This window comes from Pseudomonas benzenivorans, from assembly GCF_033547155.1.
Classification (GTDB): domain Bacteria; phylum Pseudomonadota; class Gammaproteobacteria; order Pseudomonadales; family Pseudomonadaceae; genus Aquipseudomonas; species Aquipseudomonas benzenivorans_B.
Window position 1 is genome coordinate 193,779 of the sequence record NZ_CP137892.1, and the last position, 19,093, is coordinate 212,871.

The 19,093-nt window shown below is 68.7% G+C and carries 22 protein-coding genes; 8 read left to right on the forward strand and 14 right to left on the reverse strand.

What is annotated here, in order from left to right:
- Position 1: 1 nt before the first annotated feature.
- Positions 2 to 1,381, reverse strand: coding sequence for a NorM family multidrug efflux MATE transporter (locus SBP02_RS00910; RefSeq protein WP_318646397.1), 1,380 nt, complete (start codon positions 1,379 to 1,381; stop codon positions 2 to 4).
- A 138-nt stretch (positions 1,382 to 1,519) separates the two neighbouring features.
- Between SBP02_RS00910 and SBP02_RS00915 the strand changes: the two genes are divergently transcribed.
- Complete coding sequence (locus SBP02_RS00915; RefSeq protein ID WP_318644524.1) at positions 1,520 to 2,440, forward strand: LysR substrate-binding domain-containing protein; 921 nt, start codon at positions 1,520 to 1,522, stop codon at positions 2,438 to 2,440.
- Positions 2,441 to 2,465: 25 nt separating this feature from the next.
- Here the strand turns inward: SBP02_RS00915 and SBP02_RS00920 are convergent, their stop codons facing one another.
- Entirely contained in the window at positions 2,466 to 3,965 is a 1,500-nt protein-coding gene (locus tag SBP02_RS00920) for a YifB family Mg chelatase-like AAA ATPase (RefSeq protein ID WP_318644525.1), read from the reverse strand.
- A 36-nt stretch (positions 3,966 to 4,001) separates the two neighbouring features.
- Positions 4,002 to 4,274: an accessory factor UbiK family protein gene (locus SBP02_RS00925; protein WP_213639809.1), complete on the reverse strand. Its 273-nt coding sequence runs from the start codon at positions 4,272 to 4,274 to the stop codon at positions 4,002 to 4,004.
- 404 nt (positions 4,275 to 4,678) lie between these two features.
- Between SBP02_RS00925 and glnK the strand changes: the two genes are divergently transcribed.
- The 4 genes from glnK to sutA all read left to right on the forward strand — a co-directional run bounded on the left by glnK (position 4,679) and on the right by sutA (position 8,254).
- A complete protein-coding gene (glnK, locus tag SBP02_RS00930) occupies positions 4,679 to 5,017 on the forward strand; it encodes a P-II family nitrogen regulator (RefSeq protein ID WP_003096476.1) in 339 nt (112 codons plus the stop codon).
- A gap of 36 nt (positions 5,018 to 5,053) precedes the next feature.
- Positions 5,054 to 6,367, forward strand: a complete 1,314-nt coding sequence (locus SBP02_RS00935) for an ammonium transporter (protein WP_318644546.1) — start codon at positions 5,054 to 5,056, stop codon at positions 6,365 to 6,367.
- A 78-nt stretch (positions 6,368 to 6,445) separates the two neighbouring features.
- Positions 6,446 to 7,696: an ammonium transporter gene (locus SBP02_RS00940; RefSeq protein WP_318644547.1), complete on the forward strand. Its 1,251-nt coding sequence runs from the start codon at positions 6,446 to 6,448 to the stop codon at positions 7,694 to 7,696.
- Between the two features lie 228 nt (positions 7,697 to 7,924).
- The gene (gene sutA, locus SBP02_RS00945; RefSeq protein WP_318644548.1) at positions 7,925 to 8,254 is read left to right on the forward strand and encodes a transcriptional regulator SutA; all 330 of its coding nucleotides are present in this window, start codon (positions 7,925 to 7,927) and stop codon (positions 8,252 to 8,254) included.
- A 67-nt stretch (positions 8,255 to 8,321) separates the two neighbouring features.
- Here sutA and SBP02_RS00950 read toward each other — a convergent pair whose 3' ends face one another.
- From SBP02_RS00950 to lptM, 7 genes are read right to left on the reverse strand one after another with little or no spacing between them, the layout of a single operon-like run.
- Positions 8,322 to 9,017: an HAD family hydrolase gene (locus SBP02_RS00950; protein WP_318644549.1), complete on the reverse strand. Its 696-nt coding sequence runs from the start codon at positions 9,015 to 9,017 to the stop codon at positions 8,322 to 8,324.
- Positions 9,014 to 9,910, reverse strand: coding sequence for a tyrosine recombinase XerC (gene xerC / locus SBP02_RS00955; protein WP_318644550.1), 897 nt, complete (start codon positions 9,908 to 9,910; stop codon positions 9,014 to 9,016). The genes SBP02_RS00950 and xerC overlap by 4 nt, the downstream gene beginning before the upstream one ends.
- A 21-nt stretch (positions 9,911 to 9,931) precedes the next feature.
- Positions 9,932 to 10,300 (reverse strand): glyoxalase superfamily protein, encoded by a 369-nt coding sequence (locus tag SBP02_RS00960; protein WP_318644551.1) that lies wholly within the window; start codon positions 10,298 to 10,300, stop codon positions 9,932 to 9,934.
- 59 nt (positions 10,301 to 10,359) lie between these two features.
- Positions 10,360 to 11,058, reverse strand: coding sequence for a DUF484 family protein (locus SBP02_RS00965; protein ID WP_318644552.1), 699 nt, complete (start codon positions 11,056 to 11,058; stop codon positions 10,360 to 10,362).
- A complete protein-coding gene (dapF, locus tag SBP02_RS00970; protein WP_318644553.1) occupies positions 11,055 to 11,885 on the reverse strand; it encodes a diaminopimelate epimerase in 831 nt (276 codons plus the stop codon). Before dapF ends, SBP02_RS00965 begins: the two co-directional genes overlap by 4 nt.
- Positions 11,886 to 11,890: 5 nt before the next feature.
- Positions 11,891 to 13,138: a diaminopimelate decarboxylase gene (lysA, locus tag SBP02_RS00975; protein WP_318644554.1), complete on the reverse strand. Its 1,248-nt coding sequence runs from the start codon at positions 13,136 to 13,138 to the stop codon at positions 11,891 to 11,893.
- Positions 13,139 to 13,147: 9 nt separating this feature from the next.
- Complete coding sequence (gene lptM, locus SBP02_RS00980; RefSeq protein WP_318644555.1) at positions 13,148 to 13,273, reverse strand: LPS translocon maturation chaperone LptM; 126 nt, start codon at positions 13,271 to 13,273, stop codon at positions 13,148 to 13,150.
- A 402-nt stretch (positions 13,274 to 13,675) separates the two neighbouring features.
- On the opposite strand from lptM, the gene cyaY reads away from it, so the two are divergent.
- From cyaY to rnk, 3 genes are all read left to right on the forward strand, one after another.
- Entirely contained in the window at positions 13,676 to 14,008 is a 333-nt protein-coding gene (gene cyaY, locus SBP02_RS00985; protein ID WP_318644556.1) for an iron donor protein CyaY, read from the forward strand.
- Positions 13,989 to 14,189 (forward strand): DUF1289 domain-containing protein, encoded by a 201-nt coding sequence (locus SBP02_RS00990; RefSeq protein WP_318644557.1) that lies wholly within the window; start codon positions 13,989 to 13,991, stop codon positions 14,187 to 14,189. The genes cyaY and SBP02_RS00990 overlap by 20 nt, the downstream gene beginning before the upstream one ends.
- A 119-nt stretch (positions 14,190 to 14,308) precedes the next feature.
- Positions 14,309 to 14,719, forward strand: a complete 411-nt coding sequence (gene rnk / locus SBP02_RS00995; protein WP_318644558.1) for a nucleoside diphosphate kinase regulator — start codon at positions 14,309 to 14,311, stop codon at positions 14,717 to 14,719.
- Between the two features lie 15 nt (positions 14,720 to 14,734).
- Here rnk and SBP02_RS01000 read toward each other — a convergent pair whose 3' ends face one another.
- From SBP02_RS01000 to SBP02_RS01015, 4 genes are all read right to left on the reverse strand, one after another.
- Positions 14,735 to 15,373, reverse strand: a complete 639-nt coding sequence (locus tag SBP02_RS01000; RefSeq protein WP_318644559.1) for a glycine-rich domain-containing protein — start codon at positions 15,371 to 15,373, stop codon at positions 14,735 to 14,737.
- A gap of 17 nt (positions 15,374 to 15,390) precedes the next feature.
- On the reverse strand, positions 15,391 to 18,246 hold the full coding sequence (locus tag SBP02_RS01005; RefSeq protein ID WP_318644560.1) for a class I adenylate cyclase: 2,856 nt from the start codon (positions 18,244 to 18,246) through the stop codon (positions 15,391 to 15,393).
- 103 nt (positions 18,247 to 18,349) lie between these two features.
- Positions 18,350 to 18,595, reverse strand: coding sequence for a TIGR02647 family protein (locus SBP02_RS01010; protein WP_318644561.1), 246 nt, complete (start codon positions 18,593 to 18,595; stop codon positions 18,350 to 18,352).
- A 132-nt stretch (positions 18,596 to 18,727) separates the two neighbouring features.
- On the reverse strand, positions 18,728 to 19,006 hold the full coding sequence (locus SBP02_RS01015) for a hypothetical protein (protein WP_318644562.1): 279 nt from the start codon (positions 19,004 to 19,006) through the stop codon (positions 18,728 to 18,730).
- Positions 19,007 to 19,093 lie beyond the last annotated feature (87 nt).

The following is a 19,093-nucleotide window of genomic DNA, read 5'->3' on the forward strand; positions in this document are numbered from 1 at the left end:
GCTAGCTCGGCAGCGCCCGTTGCGGCACCGGCCGCAGCAGGCGCGCGGTCTTCCATTCGAAGCCCAGGCTCAGGCCGACGGCGGCGCAGGCCAGGCCGCCGGCCAGTCCCCACCACACCCCTGCCGCGCCCCAGCCCAGGACGAAGGCCAGGGTCCAGGCCAGGGGCGCGCCGACCGCCCAGTAGCAAGCCAGGCCGACCAGGAAGGTGGTCTTGGCGTCCTTGAGGCCGCGGATGGCGCCCATGGCGATGGTCTGGATGCCGTCGAACAGCTCGAACCAGGCGGCGATCGCCAGCAGGGCGACCGCCAGGCTGACCACCTCGCGGTAGCCCGGGGCCTGGGTGTCGAGGAACAGCCCGACCACCCAGTGCGGCGCCAGCCAGAACAACGCGGCGAAGGCGAACATGCAGGTCGCGCCCAGGGCGATGCCCAGGCGCCCGGCGCGGCGCGCCTCGAGCAGGCGGCCGCCGCCGTAGTGCAGGCCGATGCGGAAGGTGATGGCGTAGGAGATGCCCACCGGCACCATGAAGGCCACGTACACCGACTGGATGGCGATCTGGTGCGCAGCCAGTTGCTTGCTACCCAGCGCGCCCATGCACAGGGCGGCGAAGGCGAACAGTCCGGACTCCACCGCGTAGGTGCCGCCGATCGGCAGGCCCAGGCGCAGCAGCTCCTGCAGCTCGCGCCACTGCGGGCGCAGCAGGCCGCGCAACAGCGGATAGGCCGCCGCGCCCGGCCCGCGCAGCAGTTGCCAGGCCAGCAGCAGCGCCATGGCGTTCATCACCAGGGCGGTGACCAGGCCGATGCCGGCCAGGCCCAAGGGCGGCAGGCCGAGCCAGCCCTCGATCAGCGCATAGTTGAGGACGAAGTTGGCCAGGGCGCCGCCGATGCTGATGGCCATCACCGGGCCGGGGTTGCCGATGGCGCTGGTGAAGCCGCGCAGGGCCATGAAGCTCAGGTAGCCGGGCAGGGCGAACACCAGGGTAGACAGGAACTGCATGGCGCCGGTCACGCTCTGCGGTGCCTGGCCGAAATACAGCAGCAGCGGTCCCAGGTTCCACAGCAGTAGGCCGGCGCCCAGGGCCAAGGCCCAACCCAGCCACAGGCCGTTCTGGGTCAGGTGGATGACCCCGGCCCTGTCATCGGCGCCATGACGGATGGCCACCAGGTTGCCGACCGCGGCGATCACGCCGACGCAGAAGATCGACACGAAGGAATAACTGGCCGCGCCCAGGCCGCCGCCGGCCAGGGCCGCAGGGCCGAGCAGGCCCATCATCACCGTGTCGGTGAAGACCATCAGCACATGGGCCAGCTGGGCGGCGATCAGCGGGCCGGCCAGGCGCAGGATGGCCAGGAGTTCGCTGCGAAGGGCTTGCTTCATCATGAGTCAGGCTCAGTGTTAGGCTTGCCGGGGATTCCCGGCATGGGATGGATGCCAGCCATTCTGCTGGGCCGGGCCGATACGGCACAAAGGGATAAATACGATGCCTTGGATGACTAATACTCATGGTTTGGGACGATGAATAGGCGTCTGCCAGCGCTCTATGCGCTGCGCGCCTTCGAGGCCGCGGCCCGGCATAGCTCCTTCACCCGCGCCGCCGAGGAGCTGGCCATCACCCAGAGCGCGGTCAGCCGGCATATCCGCACCCTGGAGGAGCACTTCGCCTGCCGCCTGTTCGAGCGGCGCGGGCGCAGCCTGCAGCTGACCGAGTCGGCGCGCCTGCTGCTGCCGGGGCTGCGCGACGGCTTCGATGCCCTGGAGCGGGCCTGCACCACGCTGCGGGTGGACGACGCCATCCTGCGCCTGAAGGCCCCCTCGACCCTGACCATGCGCTGGCTGCTGGCGCGCTTGTCGCGTTTCCGCCTGCAGCACAGCGACATCGAGGTGCAGCTGACCAGCGCCTGGATGGACGTGGACCGGGTGGACTTCCTGCACGAACCCTTCGACTGCGCCGTGCTGCTCGGCAGCGGCGGTTTTCCCGAGGAGTGGGACAGCGCCCTGCTGTTCGCCGAGTGGTTGATCCCGGTGTGCGCGCCCGAGCTGGCTCGCGCCGGGGCCTGGGACCTGGCGCGCCTGCAGGACGCGGAGCTGCTGCACCCGACCCCGGACCGCCGCGACTGGCGCCAGTGGCTGCAGGCCATGGGCCTGGGCGAGCAGGTGCCGCTCAAGGGCGGTCAGGTGTTCGACACCCTGGAGCTGGGCATGGTCGCCGCGGCGCGCGGCTATGGCGTGTCGATCGGCGACCTGGTGATGGTCGCCGAGGACGTCGAGCAGGGCCGTCTCGGTCTGCCCTGGCCCTGCGCCGTGCCCAGCGGCTGCAGCTACTACCTGGTCTGGCCCAGGGCCCGACGCGGCCAGGAGCGCTTCCGCCTGCTGCGCGACTTCCTCCTCGCCGAGGTGGCGGCGATGCGCCTGCCGGACGTGGAGCGGCGTGGTTGAGGGCAGGTCTGGCGCGGGTCGGCGATCAGCCCTGCGGCTCGCCGCGGTACTGCAGCGCCTCGGCCAGATGGCCGCGGGCGATGGTCTCGGCCTGCTCCAGGTCGGCCAGGGTGCGCGCCACCTTGAGTATCCGGTGGGCCGCGCGCAGGGACAGGCCGAGGCGTTCGCAGGCGTTCTCTAGCCAGCGCTGATCCTCGGCCTGCAGGGCGCAGTGCCGGCGCAGCCCGGGCAGGTCGAGGAAGGCATTGGCCACGCCCTGGCGGCCCAGCTGCAGCTGGCGGGCCCGGGCCACCCGGGCGGCGGCGCTCGCCGTGTCGCCGTCCGGCGCGCTGGCCGGCGGGTGCAGCACGGTGCTCTCGCGGGCCACGCTCAGGTGCAGGTCGATGCGGTCGAGCAGCGGGCCGGAGAGCTTGCCGCGGTAGCGGGCGATCTGCTCCGGGGTGCAGCGGCAGCGGCCGCTGGGGTCGCCGAGGTAGCCACAGGGACAGGGGTTCATCGCCGCCACCAGCTGGAAGCGCGCCGGGAAGCGCACCTTGTCGCGGGCCCGGGCGATGACGATCTGCCCGCTCTCCAAGGGTTCGCGCAGCACTTCCAGCACCTTGCGGTCGAACTCGGGCAGCTCGTCCAAGAATAAGACGCCCTGATGCGCCAGGGTGATTTCCCCGGGTTGCGGGCGGCTGCCGCCGCCGACCAGGGCCGGCCCCGAGGCGCTGTGATGAGGCGTGCGGAACGGCCGCTGGGGCCAGGCGTCCAGCGGCGCGTGGCTGGCCACCGAATGGATCGCGGCGACCTCCAGGGCTTCCTGTTCGTCCAGCGGCGGCAGCAGGCCGGGCAGGCGGCTGGCCAGCAGGGTCTTGCCGGTGCCCGGTGGGCCGCTGAACAGCAGGTTGTGGCAACCGGCCGCGGCCACCAGCAGCGCGCGCTTGGCCGCGAGCTGGCCCTGTACCTCGGCCAGGTCCGGGTAGGGCTGCACCCGCCGCAGCAGGCCCTGGGCCTGGTAGGGGGCGAGTGGCGCCTGGCCGTTGAGGTGGGCCGCCAGCTCCAGCAGGTGCTCGACGGCGATCACCTCGAGTCCCGAGGCCAGGCTGGCTTCCTCGGCATTGGCCATGGGCACCACCAGGCTGCGGCCGGCGGCACGGGCCGCCAGGGCGGCCGGCAACACGCCCTGCACCGGGCGCACCGCGCCGGAAAGGGCCAGCTCGCCGAGGCATTCGAGCCGCTCCAGCGCGCTGGCGGGGACCTGGCCGCTGGCGGCGAGAATCCCCAGGGCGATGGCCAGGTCGAAGCGCCCGCCGTCCTTGGGCAGATCGGCCGGGGCCAGGTTGAGGGTGATGCGCCGGGGCGGGAACTCGAAGGCCGAGTTGAGGATGGCGCTGCGCACCCGATCCTTGCTCTCCTTCACCGCCGTCTCCGGCAGGCCGACCAGGGCCAGGGACGGCAAGCCGTTGGCCAGGTGCGCCTCGACCGTGACGGCGGGGGCCTCGACGCCGACTTGGGCGCGGCTGTGGACTAGGGCCAGGGACATCGATCGCTCCTTGATCGTGCCGTGCCGGCCGCCCCGTTACTCGGCGGGCGGCGCGGGCTCTGTGGCGAGGCGGGCTTCCAGCTCGGCGACCTTGGCCTCCAGGGCCTCCAGGCGCGCGCGGGTGCGGGCGAGCACGGTCATCTGGCTGTCGAATTCTTCCCGGCTGACCAGGTCGAGCTTGCTGAAGCCGCTCTGCAGCAGGGCCTTGAACTGGGCTTCGAACTCGCTACGGGGCAGCGGGGTGTCGCCGTTGAACAGGCGCGAGGCATGGGCGCCGAGGGCGTCGAGAAAGGCTTTGGGAGGCAGCATGGTGTGGTTCCACTGACAGACGGCGGCAGTGTAGCACGTGCCCTGGGCGCGGACGTCGGCCTGGCCAATGGCCGGCATGGCGCACGATTTTCGCGCATCGCTCGGCGGGCGGGCGCACCGTTATCGTGCAATTGCCTCGCGGCGACATCCGGGAAAACCGTGCCTTCATCCATTAACTGCCTGAAAAAAAGCGGTTTTCCATGAGCTGGCAAGATTTCTGCTTAATCCCTCTCGACCCATGCACCAAAGCGGTTTCGGTGCGTCGGACGACGCGGGGGAGTGCTTGGCCAGGCGCGGCCGGGGAGTCGGAGCCGCCCACGCATTACAAAAGCCAGACACTGCGCTTAGACTTGAGCCGGGTTCGCAATTCCTGGGGCAAGTCCACCTACACGGGAGAGAGTTACATGAAGCTAGTCACTGCCATCATCAAGCCGTTCAAGCTGGACGACGTCCGCGAGTCACTGTCGGAGATCGGCGTGCAGGGCATTACCGTCACCGAGGTCAAGGGCTTCGGTCGGCAGAAGGGTCATACCGAGCTGTACCGCGGCGCCGAGTACGTGGTCGACTTCCTGCCCAAGGTGAAGATCGACGTGGCCATCGCCGACGACCAGCTGGACCGGGTGATCGAGGCCATCACCAAGGCGGCCAACACCGGCAAGATCGGTGACGGCAAGATCTTCGTGGTCAACCTGGAGCAGGCCATCCGCATCCGTACCGGCGAAACCGATACCGACGCGATCTAAGCGCCCTTCGAACCCCCACGCCCCAGGAGTTAAACCATGACTCTGCGAAGATTCGCAGGGCTCGGAGCCCTTTTGCCTCTCGTTCCTGGCATCGCCATGGCCGAGGAGGCGAGCCTCAACGGCGGCGACACGGCCTGGATGCTGGTCGCGACCGTCCTCGTGCTGTTCATGACCATTCCCGGCCTGGCGCTGTTCTATGCCGGCATGGTGCGCTCCAAGAACGTGCTGTCGGTGCTGATGCAGTGCTTCGCCATCTGCGCCCTGATCAGTGTGCTCTGGGTGGTGTACGGCTACAGTCTGGCCTTCGACACCAGCGGCATGGTGCAGGGGGAGGTCAACTTCAACTCCTTCGTCGGCGGCCTGTCCAAGGCCTTTCTCGCCGGCCTGACCCTCGACAGCCTGGTCGCCAGCGTACCGGAAAGCGTGTTCATCACCTTCCAGATGACCTTCGCCATCATCACTCCGGCGCTGATGGTCGGCGCCTTCGCCGAACGCATGAAGTTCTCCGCCATGCTGCTGTTCATGGCGGTGTGGTTCACCCTGGTCTACGTGCCGATCGCGCATATGGTCTGGGGCGGCGACGGCGCGCTGATGTGGGACTGGGGCGTGCTCGACTTCGCCGGTGGCACGGTGGTGCACATCAACGCCGGTATCGCCGGCCTGGTGGCCTGCCTGGTGCTGGGCAAGCGCAAGGGCTTCCCGACCACGGCCATGGCGCCGCACAACCTGGGCTACACCCTGATCGGTGCGAGCATGCTGTGGGTCGGCTGGTTCGGCTTCAACGCCGGCTCGGCGGTGGCGGCCAACGGCACTGCCGGCATGGCCATGCTGGTCACCCAGGTGGCCACGGCCACCGCGGCCCTGGGCTGGATGTTCGCCGAGTGGATCACCCACCGCAAACCCAGCGTGCTGGGCATCGCTTCCGGCGCGGTGGCCGGCCTGGTGGCCATCACTCCGGCCTCCGGCACCGCCGGCCCCATGGGCGCCCTGGCCATCGGCCTGGCGGCCGGGGTGATCTGCTTCTTCTGTGCCACCAGCCTGAAACGCAAACTGGGTTATGACGACTCCCTGGACGTGTTCGGCGTGCACGCCGTCGGCGGCATCGTCGGCGCCGTGCTCACCGGTGCGTTCGCCGCGCCGGCCCTGGGCGGCTTCGGCGCGGTGGAAGACATCCCGGCGCAGCTGTGGGTGCAAGTCGAGGGGGTCCTGTTCACGGTGGTCTACACCGCCGTGCTGACCTACCTGATCCTGAAAGTGATCGATCTAGTAATGGGCCTGCGGGTCAGCGACGAGGAAGAGACGGTCGGTCTCGATCTCGCCCTGCACAACGAGCGCGGCTACAACCTGTAAGCACACGGAGTGCGCCCGGTGCCAACCCGGGCGCCTTAACCGAACAGCGCAACGATAAGCGCCGGCAAGAGGTGAACCATGGACAACACAGCATTGACTGCATTGCAGTACGGTTTCGATACCTTCTACTTCCTGATCTGCGGGGCCCTGGTGATGTGGATGGCGGCGGGTTTCGCCATGCTCGAGGCGGGCCTGGTGCGCGCCAAGAACACCACCGAGATCCTCACCAAGAACATCGCCCTGTACGCGGTGGCCAGCGTCATGTACCTGGTGATCGGCTACCACATCATGTACTCGAGCCCCGAGGGCGGCATCCTGCCGAGCCTGGGCTTCCTGCTCGGCGACGAGAACAGCGTGGACGCGGTGCTGGGCGGCGGTGACGATGCCCCTTACTACGCGGCCCGCTCCGACTTCTTCTTCCAGGTGGTGTTCGCCGCGACCTGCATGTCGATCGTCTCCGGCGCGGTGGCCGAGCGCATGAAGCTGTGGGCCTTCCTCGCCTTCGCGGTGGTCATGACTGGCTTCATCTACCCGGTGCAGGGTTTCTGGAAGTGGGGCTCGGGCTTCCTCAACGAGGCCGGTTTCCTCGACTTCGCCGGCTCCGGCGTGGTGCACATGGCCGGCGCCTCCGCCGCCCTGGCCGGGGTGCTGCTGCTCGGTGCGCGCAAGGGCAAGTACGGCGCTAACGGTCAGGTCAACGCGATCCCCGGCTGCAACCTGCCGATCGCCACCCTGGGTGCCTTCATCCTGTGGATGGGCTGGTTCGGCTTCAACGGCGGCTCGCAGCTGAAGATGAGCACCATAGAGGACGCCAACGCGGTCGCCCAGGTGTTCGTCAACACCAACATGGCTGCCGCCGGCGGCCTGATCGCGGCGATGATCGTGGCGCGCATCCTGTTCGGCAAGTCCGACCTGACCATGGCCCTCAACGGTGCCCTGGCCGGCCTGGTGGCCATCACCGCCGAACCGCTGACCCCCGGCGCGATGCAGGCGACCCTGATCGGCGGTGTCGGTGGCGTGCTGGTGGTGTTCTCCATCCTGGCCCTGGACAAGCTCAAGCTCGACGACCCGGTCGGTGCCATCTCGGTGCACGGCGTGGTCGGCATCTGGGGCCTGCTGGCGGTGTGCCTGACCAATCCCGACGCCAGCCTGGGCGCCCAGCTGCTGGGCATCGCCTGCATATTCGCCTGGGTGTTCGCCTGCAGCCTGATCGTCTGGTCGATCATCAAGGCGGTGATCGGCCTGCGGGTCAGCGAGGAAGAGGAGTACGAGGGTGTGGACCTGGCCGAGTGCGGCATGGAGGCCTACCCGGAGTTCACCAAATCCTGATTGGACGGGTTTGGCATGAGGGCGCCCTAGGGCGCCCTTTGTTTTTTCTGGCAGCGCGCTAGAATGCCCGCCGTTGAGCCCGCTTGCGTCTGCGTAGCGGCCTGCCCGAGCCGATGCAGTGCGCGCGACGCCGTCGCGTAGGGGCATTTGAATTTTTTCCGGCGGTGTACGATAGAGTACGCAGCTGGGCTATAACTAATCTGCTTTTCGCAAGTCATGAGGTTGAACATGAGCGACGAAGATCTGGAACAAGACGAGCTGGACGGAGCCGATGAGGACGACGGCGAGGAGCTGGCCGCAGCCGACAGTGGCGACAACGACGGCGACGATGAGGGCGATGGCGAGGTCGTAGCCAAAGGCAAGAGCAAGGCCAAGACCAAGGCCGCCGATGCCGAGGAGCTGCCGAGCGTCGAAGCCAAGCAGAAGGAGCGCGATGCCCTGGCGCGCGCCATGGAAGAATTTCTCGCGCGCGGCGGCAAGGTGCAGGAGGTCGAGCCCAATGTGGTCTCCGACCCGCCCAAGAAGCCGGACAGCAAATATGGCAGCCGCCCCATCTGAGGTGCGCTTGCCCCAACAAAAAGCCCGCCATTAGGCGGGCTTTTTGTTGGCGGCGATTCGCCGGGCGCTAGGCCCAGCGCTCCAGCAGCGCCGGCAACTCGGCCAGGCTGCGGATCTCGGCATCGGCGACTTTGCCGCCGTCCCAGGCCTTGCCCTGGGGGTTGAACCAGATCGCCCGCAGGCCGGCGGCCTGGGCGCCGGCGATGTCGTCGCTGGGGTGGTCGCCGATGTGCACGGCGCGCTCGGCGGCCACCCCGGCCCGGGCCAGGGCCTCGAGGAAGGGCTTGGGGTCCGGCTTGCCGACGCCCAGCTCCTCGGCGCACAGGGCGAACTGGAAGTAGTCGGCCAGGCCCAGGCGGCGCACGTCGGCGTTGCCGTTGGTGATCACCCCGAGCTGGAAGCGCTCGGCCAGGGTCTCCAGGGTCGGGTGCACCTCGGCGAACAGCTCGACCTGGTGGCGTGCGGCGAGAAACACCTGAAAGCCGCACTCGGCCAGGGCCTGGGCCTCGTCCCGGGGATAGCCGGCGCCTTCCAGGGCATTGAGCAGGATGCGCCGGCGCAGTTCGCTCAGGCGGTGCTTGAGCATGGGCTCGGCCTGCAGCAGGCCGGCGCGAATGGTCCACAGGTGGTCCACCGGCATGGCGCCCAGGCGCGGGGCGTGCAGACTCAGCCAGTTGCGCAGTGCGGCCTCGGCGTCCTGCATCACCGGGGTGACGTCCCACAGGGTGTCGTCGAGGTCGAAGGTGATCAGTTCGATGGTCATTCCGTAGTGCCTTTGCGTTTGGCCCGGGGGTGGGCGCGGTCATACACCGTGGCCAGGTGTTGGAAGTCCAGGTGGGTGTAGACCTGGGTGGTGGCGATGTCGGCGTGGCCGAGCAGCTCCTGCACCGCGCGCAGGTCCTGGGAGGACTCCAGCAGGTGGCTGGCGAAGCTGTGGCGCAGCATGTGCGGGTGCAGGTGCTGGCCCAGTTCGCGCACGCCGGCCTGGCGCACGCGCAGCTGCACCGCCCGTGGACCGAGGCGGCGGCCCTGCTGGCCGACGAACACCGCGCCGTCGGCCGGGCGGGCCAGGGCGCGCAGCGGCAGCCAGGCCTCCAGCGCCTGGCGGGCCAGGCGCCCAACCGGCAGCTCGCGGGTCTTGTTGCCCTTGCCGCGCACCCGCACCAGGCCGGCTGGCAGGTCGAGGCCGTCGAGGTCCAGGCCCACCAGTTCCGCCAGGCGCAGGCCCGAGGAGTAGAACAGCTCGAGCATGGCCTGGTCGCGGCGGGCAAGGAAGTCGTCCTCCACCGCGCCGTCGAGCAGTTGTGCCGCGCGGTCGGCGTCCAGGGCCCTGGGCAGGCGGCGCTCGCCCTTCGGCGGGCTGAGGCCGCTGGCCGGGTCGTGCCGGGCCAGGCCCTCGCGGATCAGGTAGCGATACAGGCCGCGCACCGCCGAGAGCAGGCGTGCCAGGCTGCGGCCGGACTGGCCCTGCTGGTGCAACTGGGCCACCAGGCGGCGCAGCGGGCGGCTTTGCAGGGCATTCCAGTCCGGCACGCCCTCGGCCTCGCAGAAGGCCAGCAGTTTGGCCAGGTCGCGGCGATAGCCGTCCAGGGTATGGGCGGAGAGCTGGCGCTCGCTGCGCAGGTGCTCGAGGTAGGCGTCGAGGTGGCTCTGCATGGTGGCTCCCGACAGGGCGGCTCAGCCGCCGACCGAGCTGGTGAATATCAGTCGATTGCCGAAGGGGTCGCAGATCGGCATGTCGCAGCTGCCCCAGGGCATCTGTTCGATGCCCGGGCGGGCAAAGCCATAGTCCTTGGCCAGCAGCTCCTGTTGCAGCGCCTGCACGTCGTCGGTTTCGATGCGCAGCGCCGCGCCGGGACAGCAATCGCCGTGATGCTCGGAGAGGTGCAGCACGCAGCCGCTCCGGGAAATCTGCAGGTACAGGGGCAGGCCCGGCTCGAAGCGGTGCTGCCAGTCGACCCGGAAGCCGAGGAAGTCGAGGTAGAAGGCGCGGGCCTTGGCCTCGTCGAATATCCGCAGGATGGGCGTGGTGCTGCTGAGCTTCATGCTGGGTTCTCGTGGGGCTGGACCTGGGTGGCAGCGACCCCGCACCGGGCGCGGGCTAGCTAGCGCACCGAGCGCAGCGGCGTGGCGAAGCGCGGCAGCACGCGGGCCAGGACCTCGGCGACATAGCCGAGGAACAGGGTGCCGAGGGAACTCTTGTAGTGCTGCGGGTCGGCGCTGCCGATCGCCAGCACGCCGTGCAGGCCCTGGTGCGACAGGGCCACCACGGCGGCCGAGCCGACCTGCTCGGCGTCTTTGGCGCCGAACAGGAAGGTCAGTTCGTGCTTGCGCAGCACGCCGCTGATGGTCTTGCCGCCGGCCAGCAGGCCGCCGATGGCCTGGTGCGCCTCGGCGCTGCTGACCGAGCGACCGACCGGCAGCGGCGTTTCGCTGAACAGGATCAGGCTGACGAAGGGCACCTGGAACTCGCGGCGCAGGCTGTCCTCCACGGCGCCGACCACCTCTTCCAGGCTGGCCGCGTCGAGCAGGTCGAGCACCAGGCGGCGGGTCTTGTCGAACAGCCGGTCGTTCTCCCGGGCCACGTCCATCAGCTGCGACAGGCGGTGACGCATCTCGATGTTGCGTTCGCGCAGCAGCTTGACCTGGCGCTCGACCAGCGACACGGTATCGCCGCGTTGATGCGGGATGCGCAGGTCGGGGATCAGTTCGTCGTGGTCGATGAAGAATTCCGGATGCAGGCGCAGATAGGCGGCGACCGTCTCCGAATCGAGGGGCTTGGGCGAATCCTGCTGGTCGGTCATAGGCGAACCTGTCCTTCGAACACGCGCACGGCGGGTCCGGTCATCATAACGGGCCGATCCGCACCTGCCCACTCGATGGTCAGGCGCCCGCCGGGCAGCTCCAGCTGCACCGGCGAATCCATCCAGCCCTGGCGAATCGCCGCCACCGCCGCGGCGCAGGCGCCGGTACCGCAGGCCTGGGTCTCGCCGGCGCCGCGTTCCCAGACGCGCAGTCTGGCACGTTGGCGGTCGATGACCTGGAGGAAGCCGACGTTGACCCGCTGCGGGAAGCGCGGGTGATGCTCCAGCTTCGGCCCCAGCTCATGCACCGGCGCGTGGTCGACGCTGTCCACCCGCAGCACCGCATGCGGGTTGCCCATGGACAGGGCGGCCAGCTCGACGCTCTGCCCGTCCACCTGCACCGGGTAGCTCAGCGCCTCGTAGTCGGCCTGGAAGGGAATCTGCTGCGGCGCCAGGCGTGGCGCGCCCATGTTGACCCGCACCTGGCCGTCGCTGCGCACATCCAGTTCGATGATGCCGCCCTTGGTCTCGACACGGATCTGCTTCTTCACCGTCAGGCGCTTGTCCAGCACGAAGCGGGCGAAGCAGCGCGCTCCGTTGCCGCACTGCTCCACCTCGGAGCCGTCGGCATTGAAGATGCGGTAGCGGAAGTCCACGTCCGGGTTGCTCGGCGGCTCGACGATCAGCAGCTGGTCGAAGCCGATGCCGGTGTGGCGATCGCCCCACTGCTTGGCGTTCTTCGGCTGGATGTGGGCGTGCTGGCTGACCAGGTCGAGGACCATGAAGTCGTTGCCCAGGCCGTGCATCTTGGTAAAGCGCAATAGCATCGAGGTCACTCCGGCAGGCGGCTTTCGCCCGCGAAGAGTTCGTCGAGGGTCTCGCGCCGGCGCACCTCGAAGGCCTGTTCGCCGTCGACCATCACCTCGGCGGCGCGGCCGCGGGTGTTGTAGTTGGAGCTCATGACGAAGCCGTAGGCGCCGGCCGAGCGCACCGCCAGCAGGTCGCCCTCGGCCAGGGCCAGCTCGCGTTCCTTGGCCAGGAAGTCGCCGGTCTCGCAGATCGGCCCGACTATGTCGTAGGCGCGCGCCGCGCCGTCGCGCGGCTGCACCGCCACCACGTCCATCCAGGCCTGGTACAGGGCCGGGCGGATCAGGTCGTTCATCGCCGCATCGACTATGGCGAAGTCCTTGTGTTCGGTGTGCTTGAGGTACTCCACGCGGGTCAGCAGCACGCCGGCGTTGGCGACGATGGAACGGCCCGGCTCGAACACCAGGGCCAGCTCACGGCCGGCGATGCGCTCGCGCACGGCGGCGATGTAGTCGCCGGCCAGCGGTGGCTGCTCGTCGCGGTACTGCACGCCGAGGCCGCCGCCCAGGTCCAGGTGGCGGATGCGGATGCCGCGCTCGGCCAGGCGGTCGATCAGCCCCAGCAGGCGCTCGAGGGCGTCGAGGAAGGGCGGCAGGCTGGTCAGCTGCGAGCCGATATGGCAGTCGACGCCGACCACCTCCAGGTTCGTCAGCGCGGCGGCGCGGGCGTACACCGCCTCGGCATCGGCGATGGCGATGCCGAACTTGTTTTCCTTCAGGCCGGTGGAGATGTAGGGGTGGGTGCCGGCATCGACGTCCGGGTTGACCCGCAAGGACACCGGCGCCTTGACGCCCAGCTCGGCGGCCACCTGCTGCAGGCGCTCCAGCTCGTCGGTGGACTCGACGTTGAAGCAGTGCACGCCCACTTGCAGGGCGCGGCGCATGTCGTCGCGGGTCTTGCCGACCCCGGAGAAGACGATCTTGGCAGGCGCGCCGCCGGCGGCCAGGACCCGCTCCAGCTCGCCGCGCGAGACGATGTCGAAGCCCGCGCCGAGGCGTGCCAGGGTATTGAGCACGCCCAGGTTGGAGTTGGCCTTGACCGCGAAGCAGACCAGATGGGGCATGCCGGTCAGGGCGTCGGCGTAGGCGTGGTACTGGGCTTCGATGTGGGCGCGCGAGTAGACGTAGGTGGGCGTGCCGAAGCGTTGGGCGATGGCGGACAAGGCCACGCCCTCCGCGAACAGCTCGCCGTCGCGGTAGTTGAAGGCGTTCATGGACCGTCCTTATTCGCTTTGTTCGGCAGCGGAGGGGCTGTCTTCCGGCAGGTACAGCGGGCCTTTCTGGCCGCAGCCGGTCAGCAGGGCGGAGACGGCGACGAGCGCGATGCAGGCAGTAAGCAGCCGCTTCATGGGGAAATCCTTGTAAAAAAGCACGATTGCGCCGGAGTATACCGGCCCCCCGACGCCTTGCCTATGTGCCGGGAATCCCGTCCGGCGGGGCTTTGCCGCTATCCAGCGGGGCCTGTGGCCCGGTCGGCGGGTGCGCAACGGATCGTCGTCCATTGGCTGTCGAGCAGCCGATAACAGGGCCCGCCGAGCCTCCCGCGAGCGTCGCGGTGGCGTGCCGGACTGCGGCGTTGGCCTGGGGGCGGTTATCCTTATGACCGGCAGATGGACAAGACACCCGGCAGCGGGTGCTGCATTATCTGCGCCCCCGGCGAGTCGCCCGCACCCTGGTCTCAACCTCAGCGCCCCGGTGCGCGTTGCCGGGCCACTATTCCGATGGGCCTGAATCTTTCGAGGACACCCGCAATGAGTTTGACCGAAGCCCGCTTTCACGACCTGGTCGATGCCGCACAGCAAGCGGTGGAAGACATCTTCGATGACAGCGATCTGGACCTGGACCTGGAGAACTCCGGCGGGGTGCTGACCGTGCGCTTCGAGAACGGCAGCCAGCTGATCCTCAGCCGCCAGGAGCCGATCCGCCAGCTGTGGGTTGCGGCGCGCTCCGGCGGCTTCCACTTCGACTACGACGCGAGCAGCGAGCGCTGGATCTGCGACAGCAGCGACGAGCTGCTCGGCGAGATGCTGGCGCGCATCACCCTCGATCAGGCGGGCGTGGACCTTGAGTTCGACGAGCTCTGAGGGGCGGGCCCCCGGGGGCGTCGTCTCGCCGTGCCGGCGTCAGTGCTGTCTCGACGAACAGGACATGTGCCTGGGCTGCGGCCGCCTGCTGGCGGAGATCCGCGAGTGGGGCGCGGCCGACGATGCGCGCCGCCGACTGATCTGTCATGAGGCCCGGGCACGTTTGCAGCAGAGGCGCTGACCGCCCGGTCTTGTTTATTTGCGCGGCTGTGTTACGGTCGGCTGAAATCACTCGAAAAACCCCGCCGCACTGGTGGGGTTTTGCTTTTTTTGCCTCCCGTTAAGGAATCTCGCCTGGCCATGAACAGCGCACCGCCGATCACCATCACTCGCCTCGACCTGCAGCGCCTGGAGCGCCTGCTCGACAGCCTGGAGGACTTCGGCGCGGGCGCTGTCGCCCTGCAGGCCGAGCTGGACCGCGCCGAGGTGGTCGGCCATGACGAGGTGCCGGCGGGGGTGGTGACCATGAACTCGCGGGTGCACTGCCGCGAGGAAGGCAGCGGCAAGGATTACCACCTGACCCTGGTCTACCCGCAGGACGCCACCGGCGAGGGCCGGGTGTCGATCCTCGCTCCGGTCGGCAGCGCCTTGCTCGGCCTGTCGGTCGGTCAGCACATCGACTGGACGGGGCCCGGTGGCAAGCCGTTGAAGCTGGCCTTGCTGGCGGTGGAGTACCAGCCCGAAGCGGCCGGGGAGTACAGCCGCGCGTAGTGGGCTCGGGCAGGCCTAGTCGCCCCCGCAGCCACTGCTACAGCCGTCGCTGCCGGCCCCGGCACAGCCACCGCCACAGCCGATGTGGCTGGCGCAGTAGGCCCCGGCGGCGCCGCTACTCCCCGGCGTGGCCCCGCAGTCCAGGCGATAGATGAAGCCGTCGGCGATACCCAGTTCGGCGTCCAGGGCGAACAGCAGGGGCAGGCGACTGGGCCGGCGCGGGGCAATGCCCTCGCGCGCGCAGGCCAGCTGCCAGGCGCGGCGGATGCCGGCATTGGCCGCCTGGGCATGAGGCATGGCGTCGTTCGGCGTATGGTGGAGGAAGCGTCCCAGGGCGCCGTCGCAGAAGTCCCGATACTGGCGGGTGTAGAGGATGAACTCGTGCCAGGCCACGTCCACCGCCTGGGAGGGCATGGCGACCAGGCGCCGGCCGGCCATGCGGCACAGCTGGAAATAGTCGCGCAGTCCGTCCAGCACCTGTTGGACCTGTTGTGCGTTGAGGTGCGGGTAGCGTTCGACGAGCTTGAGGCGTACCCGCTCGGGGAAGCGGTACTGGCCGATGAAGGCTTCGCGCCGTTGTCGACGGCGCATTCGCCAGGCATAGCAGATCGGTACCAACAGGGCTGCGATAAACAACCAGGTGATGGGGTGCATAGGCGATTGTCCCGGACTCAGGCCCGCTCCAGGGCGCTGTTCAGTGCCGCTTCCAGCTCGGCCTTGTAGCGCAGATAGTGAATAGTCCGGGCCTGGTCGTCGCCGAGCACGGCGGACAGGTCGAGGTCGGTGATGTAGCAGGGGTAGCGCTCGCCGGTGCGGCGCTGCGCGAGGATGTGGCGGGCCACGGCGCTGTACAGGCCGCCACGGTATTCCAGCTCGGAAAATTCCCGATGATTGCAGTACAGGGTGACGCTGTTGCGCTGGCCTGTGGTCGGCTCGACGATGGCCTGGACGTCGTAGAACGGGTGGCTGAGGGGGGCGCTCGGCGCCGGCCGTCGCTCCAGCTGCTGGGGGCGCAGCGGCGGCGCCGGCAACACCTGGTAGTAGAGGATTTCCGGCGGCGCCTCGGGTAGCGGGCTGTCCAGGGGCAGCAGGGCGTTGTGCCGGTAGAGACAGGCATGCAGGAAACGCTGCAAGGGTGTCAGCAGGCTCTGTTCGTCATGGTACGGCAGGGTCTGGCGCCACAGGGCGTTGTGCTCGTCGAGCACGGTGAGTTCCGCGGTCCCGTCCTGCTCGTGCAGGCGGTAGAACACCTGGATGCAGGCCGGTCTGCCCTGGGGCAGGATCAGCGCCAGATCCTCGCCCTCCAGGGCGTTGCGGTCCAGATGCAGCGGGCTGTAGTCCGCTTGCGCCGTACCCAGGTGGGCCAGCAGGGCCGGCAGGTCGGGCAGGGCGGTGTGCCGGGTCTGCCCGGGAACCAGTTCGAGTACATGGTAGTGCTGCTGGATCTGCAGCAGGTAGCGGTTGCGCGGGGTGCTGGCGAGGTGCTCGAAGATGTCGCGCAGCAGCCCCTCGACCCGCTCGGCAATGGCCGCGGCGCGATTGCGGCAGAAACAGCGGACTTGCAGCCTGGGCTTGTCGGCATCGGCCGGCAGGCTGTTGAGCAGACCGCGCAGGCAATCGAGCAGGGCGTGGGGGCCGGCATAACGCTGGACCGTCAGCTCGTTCCAGCTGTTCAGGCTGACCTGGTCGAGGGTCAGGATCAGGTTTTCGCGCATCCCGGAGTAGCCCAGCGCATCGATGCGTTCGCTGGTCATGTGCAGGTTCATCTGGCTGTGCTGCTTGAGCGGGTCGAGGCCGACATTGACCAGTAGCAGTACTTCGCGCGGCGTGCTGGGGCGCAGCAGGGCCTCTTCGCTGACCGGCGGCAGTGGCAGGGGCAGGGCCTGTTGCAGGCTGGTCAACAGGTTGGCCAGCTCGAACTCGCTGAGGTCGCTGCTGCCGGGGTGCAGCGACAGCCGGGTGCCGCTGTCGATCACCCCGTTGCGATGACACCAGGCGAGCAGCTCGATCAGCTCGCGGGCGCGCTTGAGCGGGGCGAAATCCGCCCATTCCTGGGCGCCGAGGCTGCCGTGGAACAAGGCCCACTGGTTCTGTCGGGGGGCTTCCGGGCTGGGGCAGTGCACCAGGGTCAGGGTGTCCTCGCCCAGGTCCGGGGCGATGCCCGGGTTGATGAACTCGACCTTGCCGGCCTTGCGCTCGAAGGCGGCATACAGGCGCCGGCCGAGCACGCCGAGGTCGCGGCGGTTGAGCGAGCTGCCGGCATGCTCGCGGCGGGCGAATTGCGAGAGGAAGCGATAGCTATAAGTCAGCTCGTTGACCAGCATGCGCCGTTCGGCGCTGACTTGGCGCACCTTCCACTGGCTGCGGCTATCGAGCATCGCCAGCTGGCGTTGGCTCCACTGCCAGTCCTCGGTCAGGCGTTGCAGCAGCAGGCGCTGCCAGCTCCTGGGGGCGGCGCGCGGCGCGCGGCTGAGCTTCTTGTTGACCTTCAGGTACAGGCAGCGCCGCACCAGGGCCAGGCGCTCGGCTTCGCCGCGGCTCGTCAGGTATTCCTCCAGGCGCCGGTAGACCAGCACATAGGGGTCCAGCTCGTCGAGATCCAGGCGGTTGGCATAGACCGCCTGCTTGAAGCGCAGCGACAGGCACTCGACCTGGGGGTGTTCGCTGGCGTAGACCTCGGTGAGCAGCAGCTTGAGTACCGACTTGTAGGGCGACTCGATGCCCTTGTACAGCTGCCACATGCCGGCGCCGATGAACTCCTCCGGCGGGATGTGCGCCAGGTGGCCGAGGTCGAGCACCTCATCGGCGCGAATGAAGCGCTTGCTCAGCAGGGTGTGGCAGTACTCCTGGTAACGCGCCTCCTCGTATACTGGCACCAGCCACCACAGCGGGGTGCGCCCGGCCAGCCAGATGGCCGAGCGGTAGAACTCGTCGAGCAGCAGGTAGTGCTGGGTGGTGCCGCAGTCGTCGGAGGTCAGCTTGGCCTCGCGCTCGCCGCTGCTGAAGCGGGCCGGGTCGACCAGGAAGAAATGCGTCTCGGCGCCCTGGGTCGCGGCCCAGGCCTCCAGCAGCTCGCACTTTCTGGCCAGCTCGGCGAGCGCCTCGGCGCCGAGCTCCGGCGCGTGACACAGCCACAGGTCCATGTCGCTCTGCTCGGCCTGGGCCACGGTGCCCAGGCTGCCCATCAGGTACAGTCCGTGGATCGGCAGCACGGCCGGGCCGCGGCGCGCCTTGTAGGCGAAGGATCGGGTCAGGCGCTGGGCCTCGGCGAGCAGCGCGTCATCCGGCTCGAAGCCGGACACCCCGGCTGGGGTCAGGCCCGAGACATAGCCGGGCAGCAGCGGATGGTTGACGTGAAACAGCAGCGGCAGCAGCTTGAGCACCAGTTGCTGGCGTGTCGACAACGCCTGCATGGCGCGCTGCAGGCGACCCTCGTTGACCTTGAGGAAGCGCGCGCGCAGCTGTCCCAGCACCTTGCGGTCGATGCCGTCGTCGATGTCCGGGCGAATTTCCTGGCTGCGGTTCATGTCGGGGTTCTGCGAAGGCGATACGCCAGGGCCGTCAGTGACGCTGGCGCGCAGCGGCTTGCCGTCGCTCGGTCGAGAGCGGCGGCTCGGCACCTGTCGTGGATCAGGCTGTTTCGGCGACCTTGAGGATGGTCAGCAGGCCCTGCGCATGCTCGGCGGCATCCAGGCCGAGGCTGGTCAGGTAGCCGCCGTCTTCCTGGGTGACCAGGCCCTTGGCATGCAGGCGTTTGGCCGCGGCGATCGCCTCGGGCGCGGCGACATGGTGAACCTTGAGGCCCTCCTGGGTATTGCCCAGGTTGAACAGCGAGAGGAGTTCCAGTTCGGCAACCAACTCAGGGGTAAAGGACATAAGTGCTCCAGGTTCTTGTGATTATCTGTCGGGCCGTATGACTGGCCCGGTGGTGGCCCGCGTCGGTTGGATCGGACCGCGGCTTCTTGCAGTGTAGCGAGCCGGCAGTGCTCCGTGCGCGGCCTCGCGACTTCAGTCGGTCTCTGCCGGCAAGGCCGGCAGGGCACGCAGCGCCTGCTCGTAGGCCTCGCCGTCGAAGGCGCGGTCCTCGCGCAGCATGGCCTTGACCTCGTGGGCCAGGACCAGGGCCATCAGTTGGACGATCTCCTCGCGCTCGTAGCCGACCAGGGTCAGCTTGTTCAGGGTGGCGCGGGTCGCCGCCGGCTCGCCGGCTTCGATCTGGTTCTCGATGGCCTGGATCAGGGCGGTCTCGGCAAAGGCCTCGTCTTCGTGATCGTCGCTTTCGCTCATGGCGGACTCATCCGTGGGGTTTGGCTGCAGTGTGCCAGCCTGGGGCCGGGCGCGCCATTCACCGAACCGATGTGACTGGCTGCCGGC